This is a genomic window from Desulfocurvus thunnarius (assembly GCF_055390965.1).
In genome coordinates, this window is the sequence record NZ_AP042411.1 from 2,038,545 (window position 1) to 2,056,700 (window position 18,156).

General features: G+C 73.2%; 15 protein-coding genes. All 15 read left to right on the plus strand.

The genetic code is table 11. The features are described 5' to 3' along the window. Nucleotides 1-22: 22 nt before the first annotated feature. Nucleotides 23-1,147, plus strand: coding sequence for a DegT/DnrJ/EryC1/StrS family aminotransferase (locus tag ACZ5KV_RS08880; protein ID WP_464238947.1), 1,125 nt, complete (start codon nucleotides 23-25; stop codon nucleotides 1,145-1,147). Further along, nucleotides 1,140-1,955 (plus strand): class I SAM-dependent DNA methyltransferase, encoded by an 816-nt coding sequence (locus ACZ5KV_RS08885; protein WP_464238948.1) that lies wholly within the window; start codon nucleotides 1,140-1,142, stop codon nucleotides 1,953-1,955. Before ACZ5KV_RS08880 ends, ACZ5KV_RS08885 begins: the two co-directional genes overlap by 8 nt. Then, nucleotides 1,952-3,136: a glycosyltransferase gene (locus ACZ5KV_RS08890; RefSeq protein WP_464238949.1), complete on the plus strand. Its 1,185-nt coding sequence runs from the start codon at nucleotides 1,952-1,954 to the stop codon at nucleotides 3,134-3,136. Before ACZ5KV_RS08885 ends, ACZ5KV_RS08890 begins: the two co-directional genes overlap by 4 nt. Next, nucleotides 3,133-3,981, plus strand: a complete 849-nt coding sequence (locus ACZ5KV_RS08895) for a glycosyltransferase (protein WP_464238950.1) — start codon at nucleotides 3,133-3,135, stop codon at nucleotides 3,979-3,981. Before ACZ5KV_RS08890 ends, ACZ5KV_RS08895 begins: the two co-directional genes overlap by 4 nt. Further along, a complete protein-coding gene (locus tag ACZ5KV_RS08900) occupies nucleotides 3,978-5,255 on the plus strand; it encodes a glycosyltransferase family protein (protein WP_464238951.1) in 1,278 nt (425 codons plus the stop codon). Before ACZ5KV_RS08895 ends, ACZ5KV_RS08900 begins: the two co-directional genes overlap by 4 nt. After that, the gene (locus tag ACZ5KV_RS08905; protein ID WP_464238952.1) at nucleotides 5,252-6,040 is read left to right on the plus strand and encodes a DUF268 domain-containing protein; all 789 of its coding nucleotides are present in this window, start codon (nucleotides 5,252-5,254) and stop codon (nucleotides 6,038-6,040) included. Before ACZ5KV_RS08900 ends, ACZ5KV_RS08905 begins: the two co-directional genes overlap by 4 nt. Then, nucleotides 6,037-6,735, plus strand: a complete 699-nt coding sequence (locus ACZ5KV_RS08910; RefSeq protein ID WP_464238953.1) for a class I SAM-dependent methyltransferase — start codon at nucleotides 6,037-6,039, stop codon at nucleotides 6,733-6,735. Before ACZ5KV_RS08905 ends, ACZ5KV_RS08910 begins: the two co-directional genes overlap by 4 nt. Beyond that, the gene (locus ACZ5KV_RS08915; RefSeq protein WP_464238954.1) at nucleotides 6,732-7,790 is read left to right on the plus strand and encodes a class I SAM-dependent methyltransferase; all 1,059 of its coding nucleotides are present in this window, start codon (nucleotides 6,732-6,734) and stop codon (nucleotides 7,788-7,790) included. The genes ACZ5KV_RS08910 and ACZ5KV_RS08915 overlap by 4 nt, the downstream gene beginning before the upstream one ends. 85 nt (nucleotides 7,791-7,875) lie before the next feature. Next, nucleotides 7,876-9,621 carry a glycosyltransferase gene (locus ACZ5KV_RS08920; RefSeq protein ID WP_464238955.1) on the plus strand — a complete coding sequence of 582 codons (1,746 nt, stop codon included), beginning with the start codon at nucleotides 7,876-7,878 and terminating at the stop codon, nucleotides 9,619-9,621. 3 nt (nucleotides 9,622-9,624) lie between these two features. Beyond that, complete coding sequence (asnB, locus tag ACZ5KV_RS08925) at nucleotides 9,625-11,547, plus strand: asparagine synthase (glutamine-hydrolyzing) (RefSeq protein ID WP_464238956.1); 1,923 nt, start codon at nucleotides 9,625-9,627, stop codon at nucleotides 11,545-11,547. 16 nt (nucleotides 11,548-11,563) lie between these two features. Beyond that, nucleotides 11,564-12,697, plus strand: coding sequence for a hypothetical protein (locus ACZ5KV_RS08930; protein ID WP_464238957.1), 1,134 nt, complete (start codon nucleotides 11,564-11,566; stop codon nucleotides 12,695-12,697). Further along, nucleotides 12,694-13,872, plus strand: a complete 1,179-nt coding sequence (locus ACZ5KV_RS08935; protein ID WP_464238958.1) for a glycosyltransferase family 4 protein — start codon at nucleotides 12,694-12,696, stop codon at nucleotides 13,870-13,872. Before ACZ5KV_RS08930 ends, ACZ5KV_RS08935 begins: the two co-directional genes overlap by 4 nt. 171 nt (nucleotides 13,873-14,043) lie before the next feature. After that, complete coding sequence (locus tag ACZ5KV_RS08940; protein WP_464238959.1) at nucleotides 14,044-15,063, plus strand: NAD-dependent epimerase/dehydratase family protein; 1,020 nt, start codon at nucleotides 14,044-14,046, stop codon at nucleotides 15,061-15,063. Then, a complete protein-coding gene (locus tag ACZ5KV_RS08945) occupies nucleotides 15,053-16,255 on the plus strand; it encodes a DegT/DnrJ/EryC1/StrS family aminotransferase (RefSeq protein ID WP_464238960.1) in 1,203 nt (400 codons plus the stop codon). Before ACZ5KV_RS08940 ends, ACZ5KV_RS08945 begins: the two co-directional genes overlap by 11 nt. A 2-nt stretch (nucleotides 16,256-16,257) precedes the next feature. Further along, nucleotides 16,258-18,147, plus strand: a complete 1,890-nt coding sequence (gene asnB / locus ACZ5KV_RS08950; protein WP_464238961.1) for an asparagine synthase (glutamine-hydrolyzing) — start codon at nucleotides 16,258-16,260, stop codon at nucleotides 18,145-18,147. Nucleotides 18,148-18,156 lie beyond the last annotated feature (9 nt).

Here is an 18,156-nt window from a genome sequence, read left to right on the forward strand (position 1 = left end):
CCCCGTCCGCCGGGAAGGCAGCATGAGCAAGTTCATCCCCGTCAACGAGCCGCTGCTGTGCGGCAACGAGGGCCGCTATCTGGCCCAGTGCGTGGACACGGGCTGGGTGTCCTCCGAGGGGCCCTTCGTGGGGCGGTTCGAGGAGGCCTTTGCCGCGCGCACGGGCCGGGCCCACGCCGTGGCCGTGGCCAACGGCACCGCCGCCCTGGAGCTGGCCGTGGCCGCTCTGGGCCTCGCCCCCGGCGACGAGGTCATCCTGCCCTCGTTCACCATCATCTCCTGCGCGGCGGCGGTGGTCCGCGCCGGGGCCGTGCCCGTGGTGGTCGACAGCGACCCGCGCACATGGTGCATGGACGTGGAAGCCGTGCGGGCCGCGCTGACCCCGCGCACCCGGGCCGTCATGGCCGTGCACATCTACGGCCTGCCCGTGGACATGGACCCCCTGCTGGAACTGGCCGAAGCCCACGGGCTGGCCGTCATCGAAGACGCCGCCGAGGCCCACGGGCTGACCTACAAGGGCCGCCCCTGCGGCGGCATGGGCACGGTGTCCGTGTTCAGCTTCTACCCCAACAAGCTGGTGACCAGCGGCGAGGGCGGCATGGTGCTCACCGGCGACGCGGCCCTGGCCGCGCGGGTGCGCTCCCTGGCCAACCTGTGCTTCGAGCCGCCCCGGCGCTTCGTGCACCGCGAGCTGGGCTGGAACTACCGCATGTCCAACCTCCAGGCCGCCGTGGGCCTGGCCCAGGCGGAGCGCCTGGACGACGCCGTGGCGCGCAAGCGGGCCATGGGCAGGCGTTATACGGAGCTGCTGGCCGACGCGCCCGGGCTGGAATTGCCCCTGCCGGCCACGGACTACGCCGAGAATCTCTATTGGGTCTACGGGGTGGTGCTGGACGACGCCGTGCCCCTGGACGCGGACGAGGCCATGCGTCGCCTGGGGGCCCTGGGCGTGGGCACGCGGCCCTTCTTCTGGCCCATGCACGAGCAGCCCGTGCTGCGCGACATGGGCCTGTTCGCCGGGGTGCGCTGCCCCGTGGCCGAGCGGCTGGCCCGGCGCGGATTCTACATTCCCGGCGGGCTGGCCCTGACCGAGGCCCAGCAGGAGCGCGCCGCCGCCGCCCTGCGCGAGGTGCTGGCCCATGCCTGAGGCCGCCGTGTTCGGCGAATACGCCCGCATCTACGCGCTGCTGTATGCCGACAAGGACTACGCCGCCGAGGCCCGCTTCGTGCTGGACCTGCTGGCGACCCACGCCCCGGGCGCGCGGACCCTGCTGGAGCTGGGCTGCGGCGGGGGGCGCCACGCCGCGCTGTTCGCCGCCGCCGGGCTGGCCGTCACCGGGGTGGACCGCAGCGAGGCCATGCTTGCGCGCGCCAGGGCTCACGCCGCGACGCTGCCTCCGGCCGTGGCCGGGCGGCTGGCCTGGGCCCGGGGCGATTTGCGCGATCTGGGCGATCTGCCGGGGGTGGATGCCCCGGGCCCCGGCCCGGGCGGCCTCTACGACGCCGTGGCGGCCCTGTTCCACGTGGTCGGCTACCAGACCGCCGAGGCCGACCTGCGCGCGGCCTTTGCCCGGGCCGGGGCGCGGCTGGCCCCCGGCGGGGTGTTCGTCTTCGACTGCTGGCACGGCCCGTGCGTGGAGGCCGAGCCGCCCGAGGTACGCATCAAGCGCGCCGAAGACGACGCCGTCCGCGTCACGCGCATCTGCGAGCCGCAGTGGGACCGCGCCGCCCGGGTGGTTACCGTGAACTACGAATTCTTCGTGCAGGCCCGCGCCAGCGGAGCCATCGACACCTTCCGCGAGCGCCACCCCATGCGCTATCTGTTCGAGGACGAAGTGCGGGCCCTGTTGGCCCACGGGGGCATGGAGCTTGCGGCCTCGGGCCAGTGGATGACCGGGGCGGCGCCCGGGCCGGGCACCTTCAGCGTCTTTTACGTCGGGCGGAAGCTGCCATGAAGCCTTGCGCCCGCGTGGTCTACCCCTACCCGCACCCAGACAGCAACCCGACCCTGGCCAATCTGGCCGCCGAGCTGGGCCGCCGGGGCTGGGACGTGGAGCTGCTGTGCGCCGGGGCCGACGTGCGCGGCCTGGGCGCCCCGGGGTCGGGCCTGGGGCCCGCCGGACGGCCCGGTCTGCTGAACCCCCTGCCGCGCGGCGGAGCCGGGCCGGGGGCGCGACTGGCCGACCGCCTGCGCCGCGCCGCGGGCCCGGCGCTGCTGGCCCGGTCGCGGCGCCCGGGGGTGCTTCTGGGGGCGGACCCCCAGGGCCTGGCCCTGGCCCGGAAGCTCGGCGCCCGGGCCCGGTTGCCCCTGGTCTACCTGTCCTTCGAGATTCTTTTCCGCGAGGAGGTCGGCCCCGCCGAGGCCGGGCTCAAGGCCGCCGAACTGGCGGCCTGCGCCGACGTGGCCCTGACCCTGGTGCAGGACGAGGAGCGCGCCGCCGCCCTGGCCGGGGCCACGGGCCTGCCGCGCGCGGCCATGGCCCTGGTGCCCAACGCCCCGGCGCCCGGGCCCGAGGCCCAGCCCGTGCCGCCGTCGGACCTGTTGCGCCGCCGCCTGGGTATCGCCCCGGAGCGGCGCATCGTGCTCTACACCGGCTCCCTGGCGGGCTGGGCCTCGCTGCACCTGCTGCGCGAGATGGTCGGCCACTGGCCCGGGGAGTTCGTTCTCGTGCTGCACAGCCGCGCGGCCAGCGGCCCGAGGATGCGCTCCTGGCTGGAGGGCCTGCGCGCCACGGGGCGGGTGGAGATCTCGCCCGACCCGCTGCCCGCCGGGGAACTGGGCGCGCTGTACGCCTCGGCGGATTTTCTGCTGGCGCCTTACATGCCCGTGCCCGACGACTGGACGAGCTGCGCCAACATCGCGCACCTGGGCCTGTCTTCGGGCAAGGTGGCCCACGCCGCCCTGTGCGGCCTGCCCATCCTGGCTTCGGACCTCGAAGTCTTCCGCCGCGAGTTCGCCGCCTACCGCTGCGGCGAGGTCTACACCCGCCTGGAGCAGACCGGGGGACTGCTCGCACGCATGGCCGCCGACCGCGAGGCCTACTCCGCCGGGGCCCGGCGTTTCTACGCCGAGCGGCTGGACCCGCGCGGCCCCATGGCCGCCTTTTGCGACCGCCTGGAGGGCCTGCTGCCATGAGCGCGCCCGTGGTGTCCTTCGTGCTCGGCTCCTACAACCGCCGGGCCCTGCTGCGCTCGACCATCGCCTCCCTGCGCGCCGAGGGCCGCGAGCTGGACCACGAGATCATCGTCGTGGACGGCGGGTCCACCGACGGCGCCGTGCGCTGGCTCGTGCGTCAGAAGGACATCGTGACCATCGTGCAGCACAACCGGGGCACCTGGCGCGGGCGGCCGCTGGAGCGGCGCAGTTGGGGCGCGTTCATGAATTTGGGCTTTCGCGCCGCCCGGGGCCGCTTCGTGTGCATGGTGTCCGACGACTGTCTGCTGGTTCCCGGTTCCCTGGCCGCCGCGCTGGAGCATTTCGCGGCCCTGGAGGCCGCCGGGCGCCGGGTGGGGGCCATGGCCTTCTACTGGCGCGATACCTTTCTGCACAAGCGCTACTGGGTGGGCACGACCCTGGGCGGCAGGCTTTTCGTGAACCACGGGCTCTACCTGCGCGCGGCCCTGGAGGACGTGGGCTTCGCCGACGAGCGGCGCTACGCGTTCTACCACGCCGACGGCGACCTGTGCCTGCGCATGTGGGAGCGCGGCTGGGAGGTGGCCGACTGCCCCCGGGCCTTTGTGGAGCATTTTCCGCACGTGGCCTCGGCGGTGCGCAGCAGCAATCTGGCGGTGCAGCAGGGCGATTGGGCGGCCTACCTGGAGCGCTGGGGCGCGGATGCGGGCCGGGGCGGCGCCGTGCATCTGGAACACGCCGACCCCGCGCGCACGGCCCTGCGCTTCCCGCCGCTGGTGCTGGCCCGCTATTTCGCCGGGCGGGCCTGGGGGCGGCTGCGCGGGCTGGCCCGGGGGGCGGGCCGGTGAGCTTCGCCCCGCTGGCCCTGGCCCGGCACGTGGCCAAGCGCGCCCTGGGGCGGCCCGACCCGGGGTGGGATTTCCGGCGCTTCCTGGCCCGGGTTCATCCCGGCACACGCGCCGGGCACGACGCCGTGTTCGACTGGGCCGTGGCCATGGCCGACCGCGCGGCGGAGCTGGAAACCGACGCGGCCTACGCGGCCTCGCCTGATCCGCTGGTGCGCCAGGGCCACGCCCTGCGCGGCGACGTGCTGGGTCGCTTCCGGGGCCTGCTGCGCCGCGAGGAACGGCTGCGGGTGCTGGTACACGTGCCGCCGGCGGGCCTTTCGCCCGGGGGGTATTCCCTCTTTTCCAATCTGGTGCGCAATCTGGACTTCATCGGCGTGGCCGCGCGGGCCCTGGGCTGGGACGAGCCCGTGGCCGAAGCGCTGGCCGCCTTCCGGCCCACGGTGCTCCTGACCAGCGACAACGACCCCTACCTGGAGCGCATCGACTGGCAGGCCGTGGCCGCCTGGCGCCGCGAGGCCGGGCCGCTGCTGCTGGGGCTCACGGCGTCGGGCGAGGCCGACGGCAATACGCCCCTGCCCGGGCGCATCCGTCGGGCCCGGGCCCTGGGCGCGGGCTTTCACTACGGCTTCGGCTGCCCGGAGTATTACCGCGACGACCCGGGGTTCGCGGCCCTGCGCGCCGCCGGGGGGCCCATCGTCTCCCTGGAGTTCGGGGCCGACGTGCTGGAGTATTACCCCGTGCCCGGCGTGCCCCGCGACCTGGACCACGTGTTCCTGGGCTCGGTGAACCGCAGCAAGTGGGGCCGCTACCGCGACTGGCTGGGGCCCGTGGCGGCCTCGGGCCCGGGGTTCATCGACGGGCCGGGCTGGCCCTGGGCGGGGCGCTGCCTGCTGTGCGACGCGCCCCGGGCGGCCCAGCGCTACGTCTACGCCCGGGCGCGCACGGGGCTCAACCTGCACCTGGACGTGCAGGCCGCGCGCACGGCGGACCTCAACGAGCGCACCTATCAGCTCGCGGCCTGCGGCGTGCCCCAGGTGGTGGACCTGCCGGGGCTCCTGCCCCTGCGCCTGCCCCTGGACGGCCTGTTCACGGCCCGGAGTCCGCAGGAGTATGCACAGGTTTTCCGCCGGGCCCTGGCCGACCCCGAAGAGGCCGTCCGCCGGGCCCTGGCGGCCCAGGCCGAGGTCTTCGCGCGGCATACCTGGACCCACCGGGCCGAGGCCTTTGCCCGGCGGCTGCTGGAATTGCTGCAAACAACGCGAGCCGTGCCATGAGCGGCATGCTCTCGCGCATCGGCGCCCGCCTGGGCGCGGCCCTGGCCCGGCGCCGGGCCCGGGCCGCCGTGGCCCGTCAGTTCGCGCGCTTCTGCGCCCTGCCCGGCAACGAGGGCCGGGGCCTGCCCCCGCAGTGGGCCGGAGCCGGGGTGCGCACCGAGGAGACCGAGCAGGGCTTCGACCGCCACTACGTGCTGCATACGGCCTGGGCCGCGCGTCAGGTGGCCCGGCTGGCCCCCGCGCGCCATGTGGACATCGCCTCGTCCCTGTATTTCGTGGCTCAGGTGTCGGCCTTCGTGCCCGTGGCGTTCTACGACTACCGCCCGCCGGACCTGGCCCTGCCGGGCCTGGATTGCGCCCGGGCGGACCTTGCGGCCCTGCCGTTTCCCGACGCGTCCGTGCCCAGCCTGTCGTGCCTGCACGTCATCGAGCACGTCGGCCTGGGGCGCTACGGCGACGCCCTGGACCCCGGGGGCGACCGCCGGGCGGCGGCGGAGCTTGCACGGGTGCTGGCTCCGGGAGGCACGCTGCTGGTGGCGGTGCCCGTGGGCCGGGCGCGGGTGGAGTTCAACCTGCACCGCGTCTACGCCTGCGCCCAGGTGCTGGCCTTGTTCCCGGGGCTGACCCTGGCGGAGTTCGCCCTGGTGCCCGACGACCCGCAGGACGGCGGCCTGCTGCCCGGCGCGTCCTTTGCCCAGGCCGACGCCCAGGAGTACGGCTGCGGCTGCTTCTGCTTCGTGAAACCCGAGGGGCCCGGGAACCCGGGCGGGGAGGGCGGCCCATGAGCGCGGCGGGAACCACCAACGAGGCCGTGCGCCATGCCTGGGTGACCCGGGTGCTGGCGGCTCTGCCCGACGGCATCCGGCTGCTGGACGCGGGCGCGGGCAGCGGGCGCTACGCTCCGCTGTGCGCGCGCTTCGACTACGTGGCCCAGGATTTCGGGCGCTACGAGGGCACGGGCGACGGCCGGGGCCTGCACACCGGCGCGCGCGACCACGGCGGCCTGCACCTCGTCTGCGACATCACGGCCATTCCCGAACCGGACGCCGGGTTCGACGCCGTGCTGTGCACCGAGGTGCTGGAGCACCTGCCCGACCCCCTGGCGGCCCTGGCCGAGCTGGCGCGCCTGCTGCGCCCGGGCGGGGTCCTGGTGCTCACGGCGCCGTTTTGCAGCCTGACCCACTACGCGCCCTTCCATCACGCCAGCGGCTTCAACCGCTATTTCTACGAGCACCACCTGCCCGCCCTGGGCCTGGACATCGAGGAACTGGCGGCCAACGGCAACTTTTTCGAGTACCTGGCCCAGGAACTGCGCCGCGTGCACCGCGTGGCCGCGCGCTACGCCTCGGCCCGGCCGCGCAAGTGGGAGTCCGCCGCCGTGCGCGTAGTGCTGGCCATGCTCGGGCGCCTGTCGCGGGCCGACGCGGGCTCGGAGGAGCTGCTGTGCTACGGCTACCACGTGCTGGCGAGGAAACGGTGAGCCCCGGCGCGGCGCTCCGGCCCCCGGGGGTCATGGAGGAGGTCGCGGCCTGCGCCCTGTGCGGCTGCCGGGAGCGGACGCCTTTCGAGGAGTACGTCGTGGCCGGAGAGACCTTCCCGCTGGTGGAATGCGCGGCCTGCGGGCTGGCCTACCTGTCGCGCAGGCCCCGGGAGGCGGACATGCCGGCGTGGTACGATCTGGCCTACAATGCCCGGCATTCCGTCTACCGCGACCCGGCCTGGCGGCAGCCGGTGTATGCCCTGCTGCGGGCGCTGCTGCGCCTGCGTTACGAGGGCGGCGGCCCGGCGCGCAGGTGGGTGCGGCGCCTGGCCTGGCCCTGGGAGCGCACGTGGCGGCGCATTCTGGCCACCCACCGCATGGAGCGCATCACGCGCATCGGGGCCATTCTGGACGTGGGTTGCGGGCGCGGGGCGTGGCTTGCGGCCATGCGCCGCTGGGGGTTCGCGTGCCGCGGGGTGGAACCCAGCGCCGAGGCCTGCGCCCGGGCCCGGGAGCTCGGGCTGGACGTGGCCTGCGGGCAGCTCTGGGACGCCGGGTTCCCCGACGCCGGATTCGACGTGGTGCGCTTCAACCACGTCCTGGAGCACCTGCACGACCCCGGAAGGGCTCTGGCCGAGGCCCGACGGGTGCTGCGGCCCGGCGGGCTGCTGGTGATCGCCGTGCCCAACCATGCGGGGGTGGTCCGCCAGGCGTTCCGCCGGGCCGAGGACGTGCCCTACCACCTGTTCGCCTTCACCCCGCTGACCCTGGAGCGGTTCCTGACGGCGGCAGGCCTCGAGGTGTTGGAACTGCGCACGGAAACGCCGCATCCGTTCAACGTCTATGCCCATTTCCTGAGCCACGCCCGGCGGCTGCTCGCCGGGGCTCCCCAGGCCGTGCGCGGGCAGGCCGAAGCGTTCCTTTCGCCGGAAAATCCGTCCCGGGTCAGGGATTTCGCGCCCCTGGCGGCATTTTTCGACACGATCGGCCACGGCTCGGATATCGTTGCCCTGTGCGCGCCGGATGGCGAGGGCACTGGGTCCGCACGGGAGTAGACTCCGGGGTACGGTTATTGCACAAAATTCTTTTCGAGGACCAATCGACGCAGGAAGCGTCTGAAACCCGTCACCGGAGCGTGGCATGACCGCCCAGTCCAACGATACCCTGCACGGCCTTCTGGCCCGGCTCAAGGCCGCCCCGGACGCCTATGGCCTGCACGTGGCCCTGGCCCTGGTGCACCACGAGCGCGGCGAGGCGGGCCGGGCCCTGGAGAGCCTGCGCGAGGCCACGGCCCTGCGGCCCGAGGCCATGGAGGTGCATCTCTTCGCGGGGGTGCTGCTGCGCGCCATGGGCCGCCTGCACGAGAGCGGGGCCAGCCTGGCCCGGGCCCTGGAACTGGCCCCGGGCGATTTCGACGCCGTGGTTCAGTACGGCCAGCATTTGTCGGCCACGGGCGACCACGAGGGCGCGGTCCGGCTCCTGCGCCGGGCCCTGGAGCTGCGCCCCGGCGACCCCGAGGCGCTGAACGACCTGGGCGTGGTGCTGTTCTTTTCCGGCGAGTTGGCCGAGGCCGAGGCCGTGTTGCACCGGGCGGTGCTGGCGGCGCCCCGGAGCGTCCAGGCCCAGGTCAACCTGGGCTATGCGCTGCTGGCGCGCGGCGATGCGCCGGGCGCGGGCGCGGCCCTGGATGCGGCGTTGCGCCTGGCCGGGCCCGCCGGGGCGGCCGCGCCCGGGGTCGTGGCCCTGGGCCGGGCCCTGCGGGGCGAAGCCCCCGTGCCCGAGGCTCCGGGAGCTCCGGGCACATTTCACGCCGAGGCTCCGGCCCCGGCTCTGAGCCCGGCCCTCGGTCCGGCCCTGGGCCTTTCCGGCGCCCTGGGGCGCATCGACCCCATGTGCATGGTCAAGAATTTCGGCGAGGGCACCGGCGGCGAGGCGCCGTCCCTGTCGGTGGTCGTTCCGGTGTACAACGAGGTCGGCAACGTGCCCGTGCTCCTGGCCGAACTGACCGGGGTGCTCGACGGGCTGGACGTGCGCGCCGAGATCATCGTGGTCGACGACGGCAGCACCGACGGCACGGGCGAGGCCCTGGAGGCCCTGTCCGCCGGGGAGCCCCGGCTGCGGGTGGTCCAGTTCCGCCGCAACTACGGGCAGACCGCCGCCCTGTCCGCCGGGTTCAAGTTCTCCCGGGGCGAAATCGTGGTCACCCTGGACGGCGACCTGCAAAACGACCCCCGCGACATCCCGGCCCTGCTGGACAAAATGGCCGAGGGCTACGACCTGGTCAACGGCTGGCGCAAGGACCGCAAGGACAAGGCCCTGTCGCGGCGGCTGCCCTCCTGGGCCGCCAACCGGCTGATCAACAAGCTCATCGAGGGCACGGGCGTGCAACTGCGCGACTTCGGCTGCACCCTCAAGGCCTACAAGCGCGGCATCGTCAAGAATATCCATATCTACGGCGAGATGCACCGGTTTATCCCCGTGTTCGCGGCCTGGCTGGGCGTGCGCGTGGCCGAGATCCCCGTGAACCACCGTCCCCGCGTCCACGGCTCGGCCAAGTACGGGCTCTCGCGCATCTGGCGGGTCATCTTCGACCTCATCGTGGTCCGCTTCTTCTCCGACTACATGACCCGGCCCATCCAGTTCTTCGGCAAGATCGCCCGCAAGGCCACGGGCCTGGGGCTGGCGGGCATCGCGGCCCTGTGGGCCGCCAAGGACCTGGGCGGTCTGTCCGTGTCCTACGACACGCTGTTCATCCTGCTGGCGCTGGTGCTCATCTCCGGGCTCCAGGTCGTCATCCTCGGCCTTACTGGCGAACTGCTCATCCGCTCCTACTTCGAGGGCCAGGACAAGGACCACTATGTGGTCAAACGGGTCCTGGGCGGGTAGGCCATGTGCGGCATCGCCGGAATCGTCCACGCCGACGGGCGGCCTGTGGACCGCGAGGCCCTGGAGGCCATGACCGACGCCATGCGCCACCGCGGGCCCGACGACCGGGGCGTGCTGGTGCTGGAGGGCGGGACCGGGCCTTCGGTGGGCCTTGGCCACCGGCGGCTGTCCATCCTCGACCTGTCGGCCCTGGGCCGCCAGCCCATGGACGACGGCGGCGGGGCCCTGTGGGTGGTCTTCAACGGCGAGATCTACAATTTCCGGGAGCTGCGCGCCGAGCTGGAGGCCCTGGGCCACCGCTTCCGCTCGGCCACGGACACCGAGGTCGTCGTCCACGCCCTGGCCCGGTGGGGCGAGGCGGCCCTGGCCCGGCTGGACGGCATGTTCGCCCTGGCCGCGTGGGACGCCCGGGCCGGGCGGTTGCTTCTGGCCCGCGACCGCTTCGGCAAGAAGCCCCTGTTCTATCATCATGCGGGCGGGCTGCTGGCCTTCGCCTCGGAACTGCCCGCCCTGCTGCGCCACCCGGCCGTGCCCCGCGCGGTGGACCCCCAAAGCCTGTCGCGCTACCTGCTGCACGAGTACGTGCCCGCGCCGCACTGCCTGTTGGAAGGCGTGCGCAAGCTGCCCGCCGGGCACGCCCTGAGCTGGACCCCCGGAGCCTCCGGGGCGGCGGGCACCGCGCGGGTGGCCCCGTATTGGACCATGGCCTTCGGCGGCAACGAGGGCATTTCGGACGCCGAGGCCGAGGCCGAACTGGAGCGCCTGTTCTCCCGCGCGGTGCGGCGCAGGCTGGTCAGCGACGTGCCCCTGGGCGTGTTCCTCTCCGGCGGGCTGGACTCCAGCGCCGTGACGGCCTTCATGGCCGGGCACGTTCCCGCGCGGAGCATCCGCACTTTCTGCATCGGCTTCGCCGAGGCCGGGTTCGACGAGTCGGCCCACGCCCGGGCCGTGGCCCGCGCCCTGGGCACCGAGCACCACGAGCAGACCCTGCGCGAGGCGGACCTCATCGACGTGGTGCCCCAGGCCCTGGGCTGCCTGCCCGAGCCCATGGCCGATTCGAGCCTCGTGCCCACCTGGCTCCTGGCGCGCTTCGCCCGCCAGGAGGTCACCGTGGCCCTGGGCGGCGACGGCGGGGACGAACTGTTCGCGGGCTACGATCCCTTCCTGGCCCTGGGCCCGGCGCGGCTGGCGGCGTGGGCCCCGCGCCCGCTGCTGGCCCTGGCCGGGCGGGCGGCGGCTCTGGGCCGCGCCAGCGAGGGCAACATGAGCCCCGGCTTTCGCGTGCGCCAGTTCCTGCGCGGGGTGGGCCGTCCGGTCATGGAGCGCAACCAGCTCTGGCTGGGCGCCTTCGACCTGCCCGGGCAGCGCGCCGTGCTGCATCCCGATGTCCTGGCGCGCCTGGGCGGCTTCGATCCCCTGGACGAGGTGGCCGAAGCCGGGGCCCAGGGGCCGCAGGGCGACGACGTGCAGCGTACCGTCGCCTTCTACCTGCGCTATTACATGGCCGGGCACATCCTGCCCAAGGTGGACGCGGCGGGCATGGCCCACTCCCTGGAAGTGCGCGCCCCGTTTCTGGACACGGCCCTGGCCGAGTTCGCCTGCTCGCTGCCCTCGCGTATGAAGCTGCGCGGGCTCACGCGCAAATGGCTGCCGCGGCGCATGCTGCGCGGGCGGCTGCCCGCGCCGGTGCTGGCCCGGGGCAAGAAGGGCTTCGGCATCCCCCTGGCCAAATGGCTCAAGGGCGGGCTGCGCGGGATGGCCGAGGAACTGCTGGCCGAGGACCGCCTGCGCCGGGGCGGGCTGCTGGAGCCCCGGGCCGTGCGTGGGCTGCTCACGGCGCACCTGCGCGGCGAGCGCGACAACCGCAAGGAACTGTGGACGCTTTTGTGCCTGCAACACTGGCTCGCCGGGCAGGGGCTCGGCTAACGTCTTGGAGAAATTCATGGACCCTGCCGAGCCTCCCGTGCCGACCCCTTTCGTCCTGGTCACCGTGCAGCGTTCCGGGAGCACCTATCTGGGGACGGTGCTTTCGCGGGTGCCGGGCGTTTTTTGCGCCGACGAGTTGTTCATCGCCAGCGAGGGCGGCCTCAAGCCGGGGTTCTTCTACGGCCACTGGCGCGAGCGCGTGGCGGCAGACCCCGGGGCCATCCTGCCGCCGCGCAGGCGGGAGATGGTCGAAAGCTTCCTGGACGCGGTGTGGGCCGCGCAGCCGGAGCTGGCTGCCCAGGGCTTCGACATCAAATACAACCAGTTGGCCGAGGAGCGCGATCTCCTGCCCGCCCTGCGCCGCCGAAAGGTGCGCGTGCTGCATCTCTTGCGGGGCAACGTGCTCAAGACGCATGTGTCCACCGAACTGAACGACCGCCAGGAGGAGCTGGGCCGCCGCTCCCACGGCACGGAGCGGGTGCCCGCCGTGGCCATCGACCTGGACCCCGGGCGGCTGGCCGAGGCGCTGGCCGAGCGGGTGCGCGTCATCGAGCGGCACCGCGAGGAGCTGCGCACGGGGCTGGAGACCATGGAAGTGGTCTACGAGGACTGCGTGGCGGGGCGCGATTCGGAATACGGCATCAACGCGCGGGTGCTGGGCTGGCTGTGCGCCTTTCTCGGCGTTCCCGCGCCCCCGACCGCGCCCCGGACCGATCTGGTCAAGACCAACCCCTCGGACCTGCGGCGCAGCATCGCCAATTTCGACGCCGTGCGCCAGGCCCTGGCCGGAACCGTCTGGGAGCACCTGCTCTACGAGGGTGCCCCCGAGCTGTGGAACCCCGGCGGGCTGGAAATCCCCGGCTACCTGAGCCCCGGGCCGCTGCTGGAGCGCCTGGCCCTGCGCGCGGAGCTGCACGCGGCCTCGTGCCTGCTGGCGGCCCAGGGCCCGGCCCAGGCCGCCGCAGCCCTGGCGGACCTGCCCGGTCGCATGCCCGGGCAGCCCTGGGTGCACTTGGCCCTGGCCCTGGCCCAGGAGCGCGCGGGTGCCCCGCGTCTGGCCTTGGAGCAGTACGAACGGGCCCTGGCTCTGGCTCCGGGCATGGCCGAAGCCCTGCTGGGCCGGGCGCGGGTGTTGGGGGCCCTGCGGTGACGGGCCTGCGGCTGCTGCTGGTCAGCCACGAATTTCCGCCCCTGGCGGGGGGCGGCGCGGGGGCGGCGGCCAACCTGGCCCGTGAATTGGCCGCCCTGGGCCACGAGGTCACGGTGTTGACCTCGGCCCTGGCCGGGCAGCCCGCGCGTCAGGAAACGGACGGGGCGCTGGTGCTGCGCGTGCCCGCCGCCCGCCGCCGGGCCGACCGGGGCGGGTTGGGCCATTTCGCGGCCTTTGCCCTGGGTGCGGGCCTGCGTGGCCCGGCCCTGGCCCGGGCCCGGGGGGCCCAGGCGGTGCTCGCTTTTTTCGGGTTGCCCGGCGGGGCCGTGGCCCTGCGGCTGCGCCGCCGCTGCGGGCTGCCCTATGTGCTGGCCCTGCGCGGGGGCGACGTGCCCGGGCAGCAGCCCGGCGAACTGGCCCTATGGCACCGGCTGGCGGCCCCGGCCCTGCGCGCGGTCTGGCGCGCGGCCGACGCCGTGACGGCCAACGGCCCCGGGCTGGTGGCCCGGGCCCGGGCCTTCGAGCCCGGGCTGGCCGTGGAACTGGTGCCCAACGGGGTGGACCTGGAACGCTTTTCCCCCGGGCCCGCGCCGGGGCCGGGGGAGGTGCCGGAAGAAGGGCCGGGCCCCTTGCGCCTGCTGCTGTGCGGGCGGCTGGCCGAAGGCAAGGGCCTGGAAACCCTGGTGCCCGCTCTCGCGGCCCTGGCGGCGGGCCCGGCTCCGGGCTGGACCCTCACCGTGGCCGGAGACGGGCCGCGCATGGGCTGGCTGCGCGCGGCCCTGGAAGCCGCCGGGCTGGCGGAGCGCACGCGGTTTCTGGGCTTCGTGCCCCGCGAGGCCATGCCCGGGGTGTACCGCCGGGCCGATGTGCTGGTGCATCCGTCGCATTTCGAGGGCCAGTCCAACACCGTGCTGGAGGCCATGGCCTCGGGGCTGGCCGTGGTGGCTTCGGATATTCCGGGCTGCGCCGAGCTGGTGCGCCCCGGGGAGAGCGGGGCCCTGGTGCCGCCCGGCGACGCCGGGGCCCTGGCCGGGGCCCTGGGCGCGCTGCTGGCCCGGCCCGGGCAGGCGGCGGCCATGGGCCGCCGGGGCCGGGAACTGGCGGAGGCCCACGGCTCCTGGGCCCGCACGGCCCGGCGCTATGCGACCCTGCTGGCGTCGGCGTCGGGGCGTTGACGGTGGAATGTAACTTGCAATTTTTTTGGAATACGGCGCGGGACTTGCCCGTCGCCTTGCCGCGCCGTTGATAAGCCGACGCGGCGATGGTACACCCCCGAGTGGTCCGGGCGCGCCCGCGCGCCGGGCAAAAAGCCAAGGACGGCAACAGCCTGTGGAGGGTCTGGGCAGATGGATTTGCACGGCAAACGTTTTCTGGTCATCGGCGGCGCGGGCTTCATCGGCTCGCATCTTGTGGACGAACTGTGCCGCAGGGACGTGGCCGAAATCCGCGTCTTCGACAACTTCAGCCGGGGCCGCGAGGAGAATCTTGCCGACTCCCTGGCCGACCCGCGCGTGACCATTTTCCCCCACGGCGGAGATATCCTGCACCGCGACATCCTGCGCGCGGCCATGCAGGGCGTGGACGGCGTGTTCCATCTGGCGGCCCTGTGGCTGCTGCACTGCTGGGACTACCCGCGCTCGGCCTTCGAGGTGAACATCGGCGGCACGTTCAACGTGCTCGAAGCCATGCTGGACGCCGGGGTGCGGCGGCTGGTCTATTCCTCCTCGGCCTCGGTGTACGGCGACGCCGTGCATGAGCCCATGGGCGAGGACCATCCGTACAACAACACCAACTTCTACGGCGCCACCAAGATCGCCGGGGAGCATATGTGCCGCGCCCTGCACCATCGCTACAAGGGCACGGACAAGCACTTCGACTACTGCGGCCTGCGCTACATGAACGTCTACGGTCCGCGCCAGGACTACCGGGGTGCGTACATCGCCGTGATCATGAAGATGCTCGACCGCCTGGACCGGGGCTTGCCGCCGGTGGTCTACGGCGACGGCAGCCAGGCCTACGATTTCGTCTACGTGGGCGACTGCGCCCTGGCCAACGTGCGGGCCATGGAGGCCGAGGCCACCGACGCCTGCTACAACGTGGGCACCGGGGTCAAGACCACCATCAAGGAGCTGGCGGAGCTGGTGCTCGAACTCACGGGCTCGGACCAGCGGATCCACTACGAACCCGCCGGGCTGACCTTCGTCAAGAACCGCATCGGCGACCCCGGGCGGGCCACGGGCGAGATCGGCTTCACGGCGGACAAGGGCCTGCGCGAGGGGCTGGCGGAGCTTATCGCCTGGCGCAAGGCGCACATGCGCCTCGTGCGCGAGCGGCGCAGGGAAGCCGGGCTGCCCGATGAAGACTGATCGCGCTCCGGAAACCCCGGAAACCCAAGGCAACGCGCCCCGAGGCCGGGAGCGCCGCGAGGTGCCCATCGCCCTGCCGTCTCTGGGCGAGGAGGAGTGGCAGGCCCTGCGCGGGCCGGTGCTCTCCGGCTGGGTGACCCAGGGGCCGCGCGTGGCCGAGTTCGAGCGCGCCTTCGCCGCCCTGCACGGCGTGGAGCACGCCATCGCCACCACCAGTTGCACCACGGCCCTGGCCGTGCTCCTGGCGGCCCTGGGCGTGGGCCCCGGCGACGAGGTCGTGGTCCCGGCATTCACCTGGGTGGCCACGGCCAACGTCGTGTTGCACACCGGGGCGACCCCGGTGCTGTGCGACGTGGACCCCGCGACCTTCAACATCGACCCCGACCGGCTGGCGGCCTGCGTGGGCCCGCGCACCCGCGCGGTGATGCCCGTGCATCTCTTCGGCCTGGCGGCGGACATGGACGCCCTGGGCCGCGCAGCCCCCGGGCTGCCCCTGCTGTGCGACGCGGCCTGCGCGGCGGGCACGGGCCTGGGCGGCCCGGCCCCGGCGGGAACCTTGGGCCTTGCGGCGGCTTTTTCCTTCCACCCGCGCAAGGTCATCACCACCGGCGAGGGCGGCATGGTGACCACCAACGACGCGGCCCTGGCCGCGCGGGTGCGCATGCTGGTGAACCACGGGGCCGGGGTCAGCGAGGAGCAGCGCCACCTGGGCCCGCGCCCGTACCTGCTGCCCGCCTTCACCGCCCCGGGTTTCAACTACCGCATGACCGACCTGCAAGGCGCCGTGGGCGCGGTGCAGGCGGCCAGGCTGCCCGGGCTGGTCGCCGGGCGCGAGGCCATGGCCCGCGCCTACCACGCGGCCCTGGCCGACCTGGACTGGCTGGCCCTGCCGCCGCTCGTGCCCGGCCATGGCTGGCAGTCCTTCGTCTGCCGCGTGCTGGAGGACCGCGCCCCGGCCCCGCGCGACGTGCTCATGGAGCGTTTGCAGGCCATGGGCGTGGCCACCCGGCCGGGCACCCACGCCGTGCATGTGCTCGACTGCTACCGCGAGCGCTTCGGCTTCGCCCCGGGGGACTTTCCCGGGGCCCTGGAATGCCACCGCACGAGCATGGCCATTCCCCTGCACAACCGCATGAGCGCCGAGGATCAGGACTACGTGGCGGCCTGCCTGCACGCGGTGGGGGAGGCCTAGCCATGTGCGGCATCGCGGGGGTGGTGAACTACGACGGCGCGCCGGTCTCCCCGGTGCTCATGCGCCGCATGGCCCAGGCCATGGCCCACCGCGGGCCCGACGGCGAGGGCGTGTTCACCGACTCCGGCGCGGGCTTCGCCCACCGCCGTCTGGCCATCCTCGACCCCACCCCGGCGGGCAACCAGCCCTTCCTGTGCCCCGAGGGGCGCTACGTGCTGGTCTACAACGGCGAGGTCTACAACTTCCAGCAGTTGCGTGCCGAGTTGCAGGGCCTGGGCCACCTGTTCCACACCCGCACGGACACCGAGGTCGTCCTTGCGGCCTGGCGCCAGTGGGGCCCGCGCTGCGTGGAGCGGCTCAACGGCATGTTCGCCTTCGCCGTGTGGGACCGTAAGGCGCGCACGCTTTTCCTGGCCCGCGACCGCTACGGCATCAAGCCGCTGTATTGGGCCGTGGTCGGCCGGACGCTGCTGTTCGCCTCCGAGGCCAAGGCCCTGCTGGAACATCCCGGCTTCGTCCGCCGCCTGGACCATGAAGGCCTGCTGGAATATTTCACCTTCCAGAATTTTTTTACCGACCGGACCCTGCTTGAGGGTGTGCGCATGTTTCCCGCCGGGTGCCGCGCGGTGATCCCCTGGAGCGGCGGGGTGCCCGCCACGCCGCCCGTGGAGCGGTACTGGGACTTCGACTTCCGCGAGCCCGACGCACCGGTGGACCCGCGCGAATGCGAGCAGGAGCTGGCCCGGCTGTTCCGCCAGGCCGTGCAGCGCCAGCTCGTGAGCGACGTGGAGCTTGGCGCCTATCTCTCGGGGGGCATCGATTCCGGCGGCGTGACCGCCGTGGCCGCCGCCGAACTGCCGCTCATCAAGACCTTCACCTGCGGCTTCGACCTGCACTCGGCCTCGGGCCTGGAGCTGGGCTTCGACGAACGCAGCGGCGCGGAATACCTGTCCTACCTGCTGCGCACCGAGCAGTACGAGATGGTCCTCAAGGCCGGAGACATGGAGCGCGTGCTGCCGCGCTTCGCCTGGCACCTGGAGGAACCCCGGGTGGGCCAGAGCTACCCCAACTTCTACACCGCGCAACTGGCCTCCAAGTTCGTGAAGGTCGTGCTTTCGGGCACGGGCGGGGACGAACTCTTCGGCGGCTACCCCTGGCGCTACTACCGCGCCCAGGGCTGCGACGGCTTCGAGAACTACATCGACAGCTACTACGCCTACTGGCAGCGGCTGATCCCCAACAGCGAGATCAAAAGCGTCTTCGCCCCGGTGTGGGACCGGGTGGGCCACGTCTGGACGCGCGACATCTTCCGCGACGTGTTCCCCCAGGGCGCGCGGCGCAACGTGTGCGGCGAGGCCGAGGCCGTGAACGCCTCGCTGTATTTCGAGGCCAAGACGTTCCTGCACGGGCTTCTGGTGGTCGAGGACAAGCTGTCCATGGCCCATGGCCTGGAAACGCGGGTGCCTTTCCTGGACAACGATCTGGTGGATTTCGCCATGCGTCTGCCCGTGGGCATGAAGCTGGCCGGGCCCGGAGCGGGAGCCGCGCGCATCAACGAAAACGACCCCGGCCCCAAGACCCAGCGCTATTTCCAGCAGACCCGCGACGGCAAGCTCGCCCTGCGCCGGGCCCTGGCGGGCATCCTGCCCGACGAGGTGCTCTCGGGGGCCAAGCAGGGCTTTTCCGCGCCCGACGCCTCGTGGTTCAAGGGCGAGAGCCTGGCCTACGTGCGCCGCCAGCTCATCACCGGCAACGCGCGCATCTACGAATATCTGGACCGCCGGGCGGTCTTCCGGCTGCTCATGGAGCATCTGGAAGGCAAGCGCAACCGGCGGCTGCTGGTCTGGTCGCTGCTCAATTTCGAGTGGTGGCTGCGGCGGTTCCTGGGCTAGGGGGCGGGG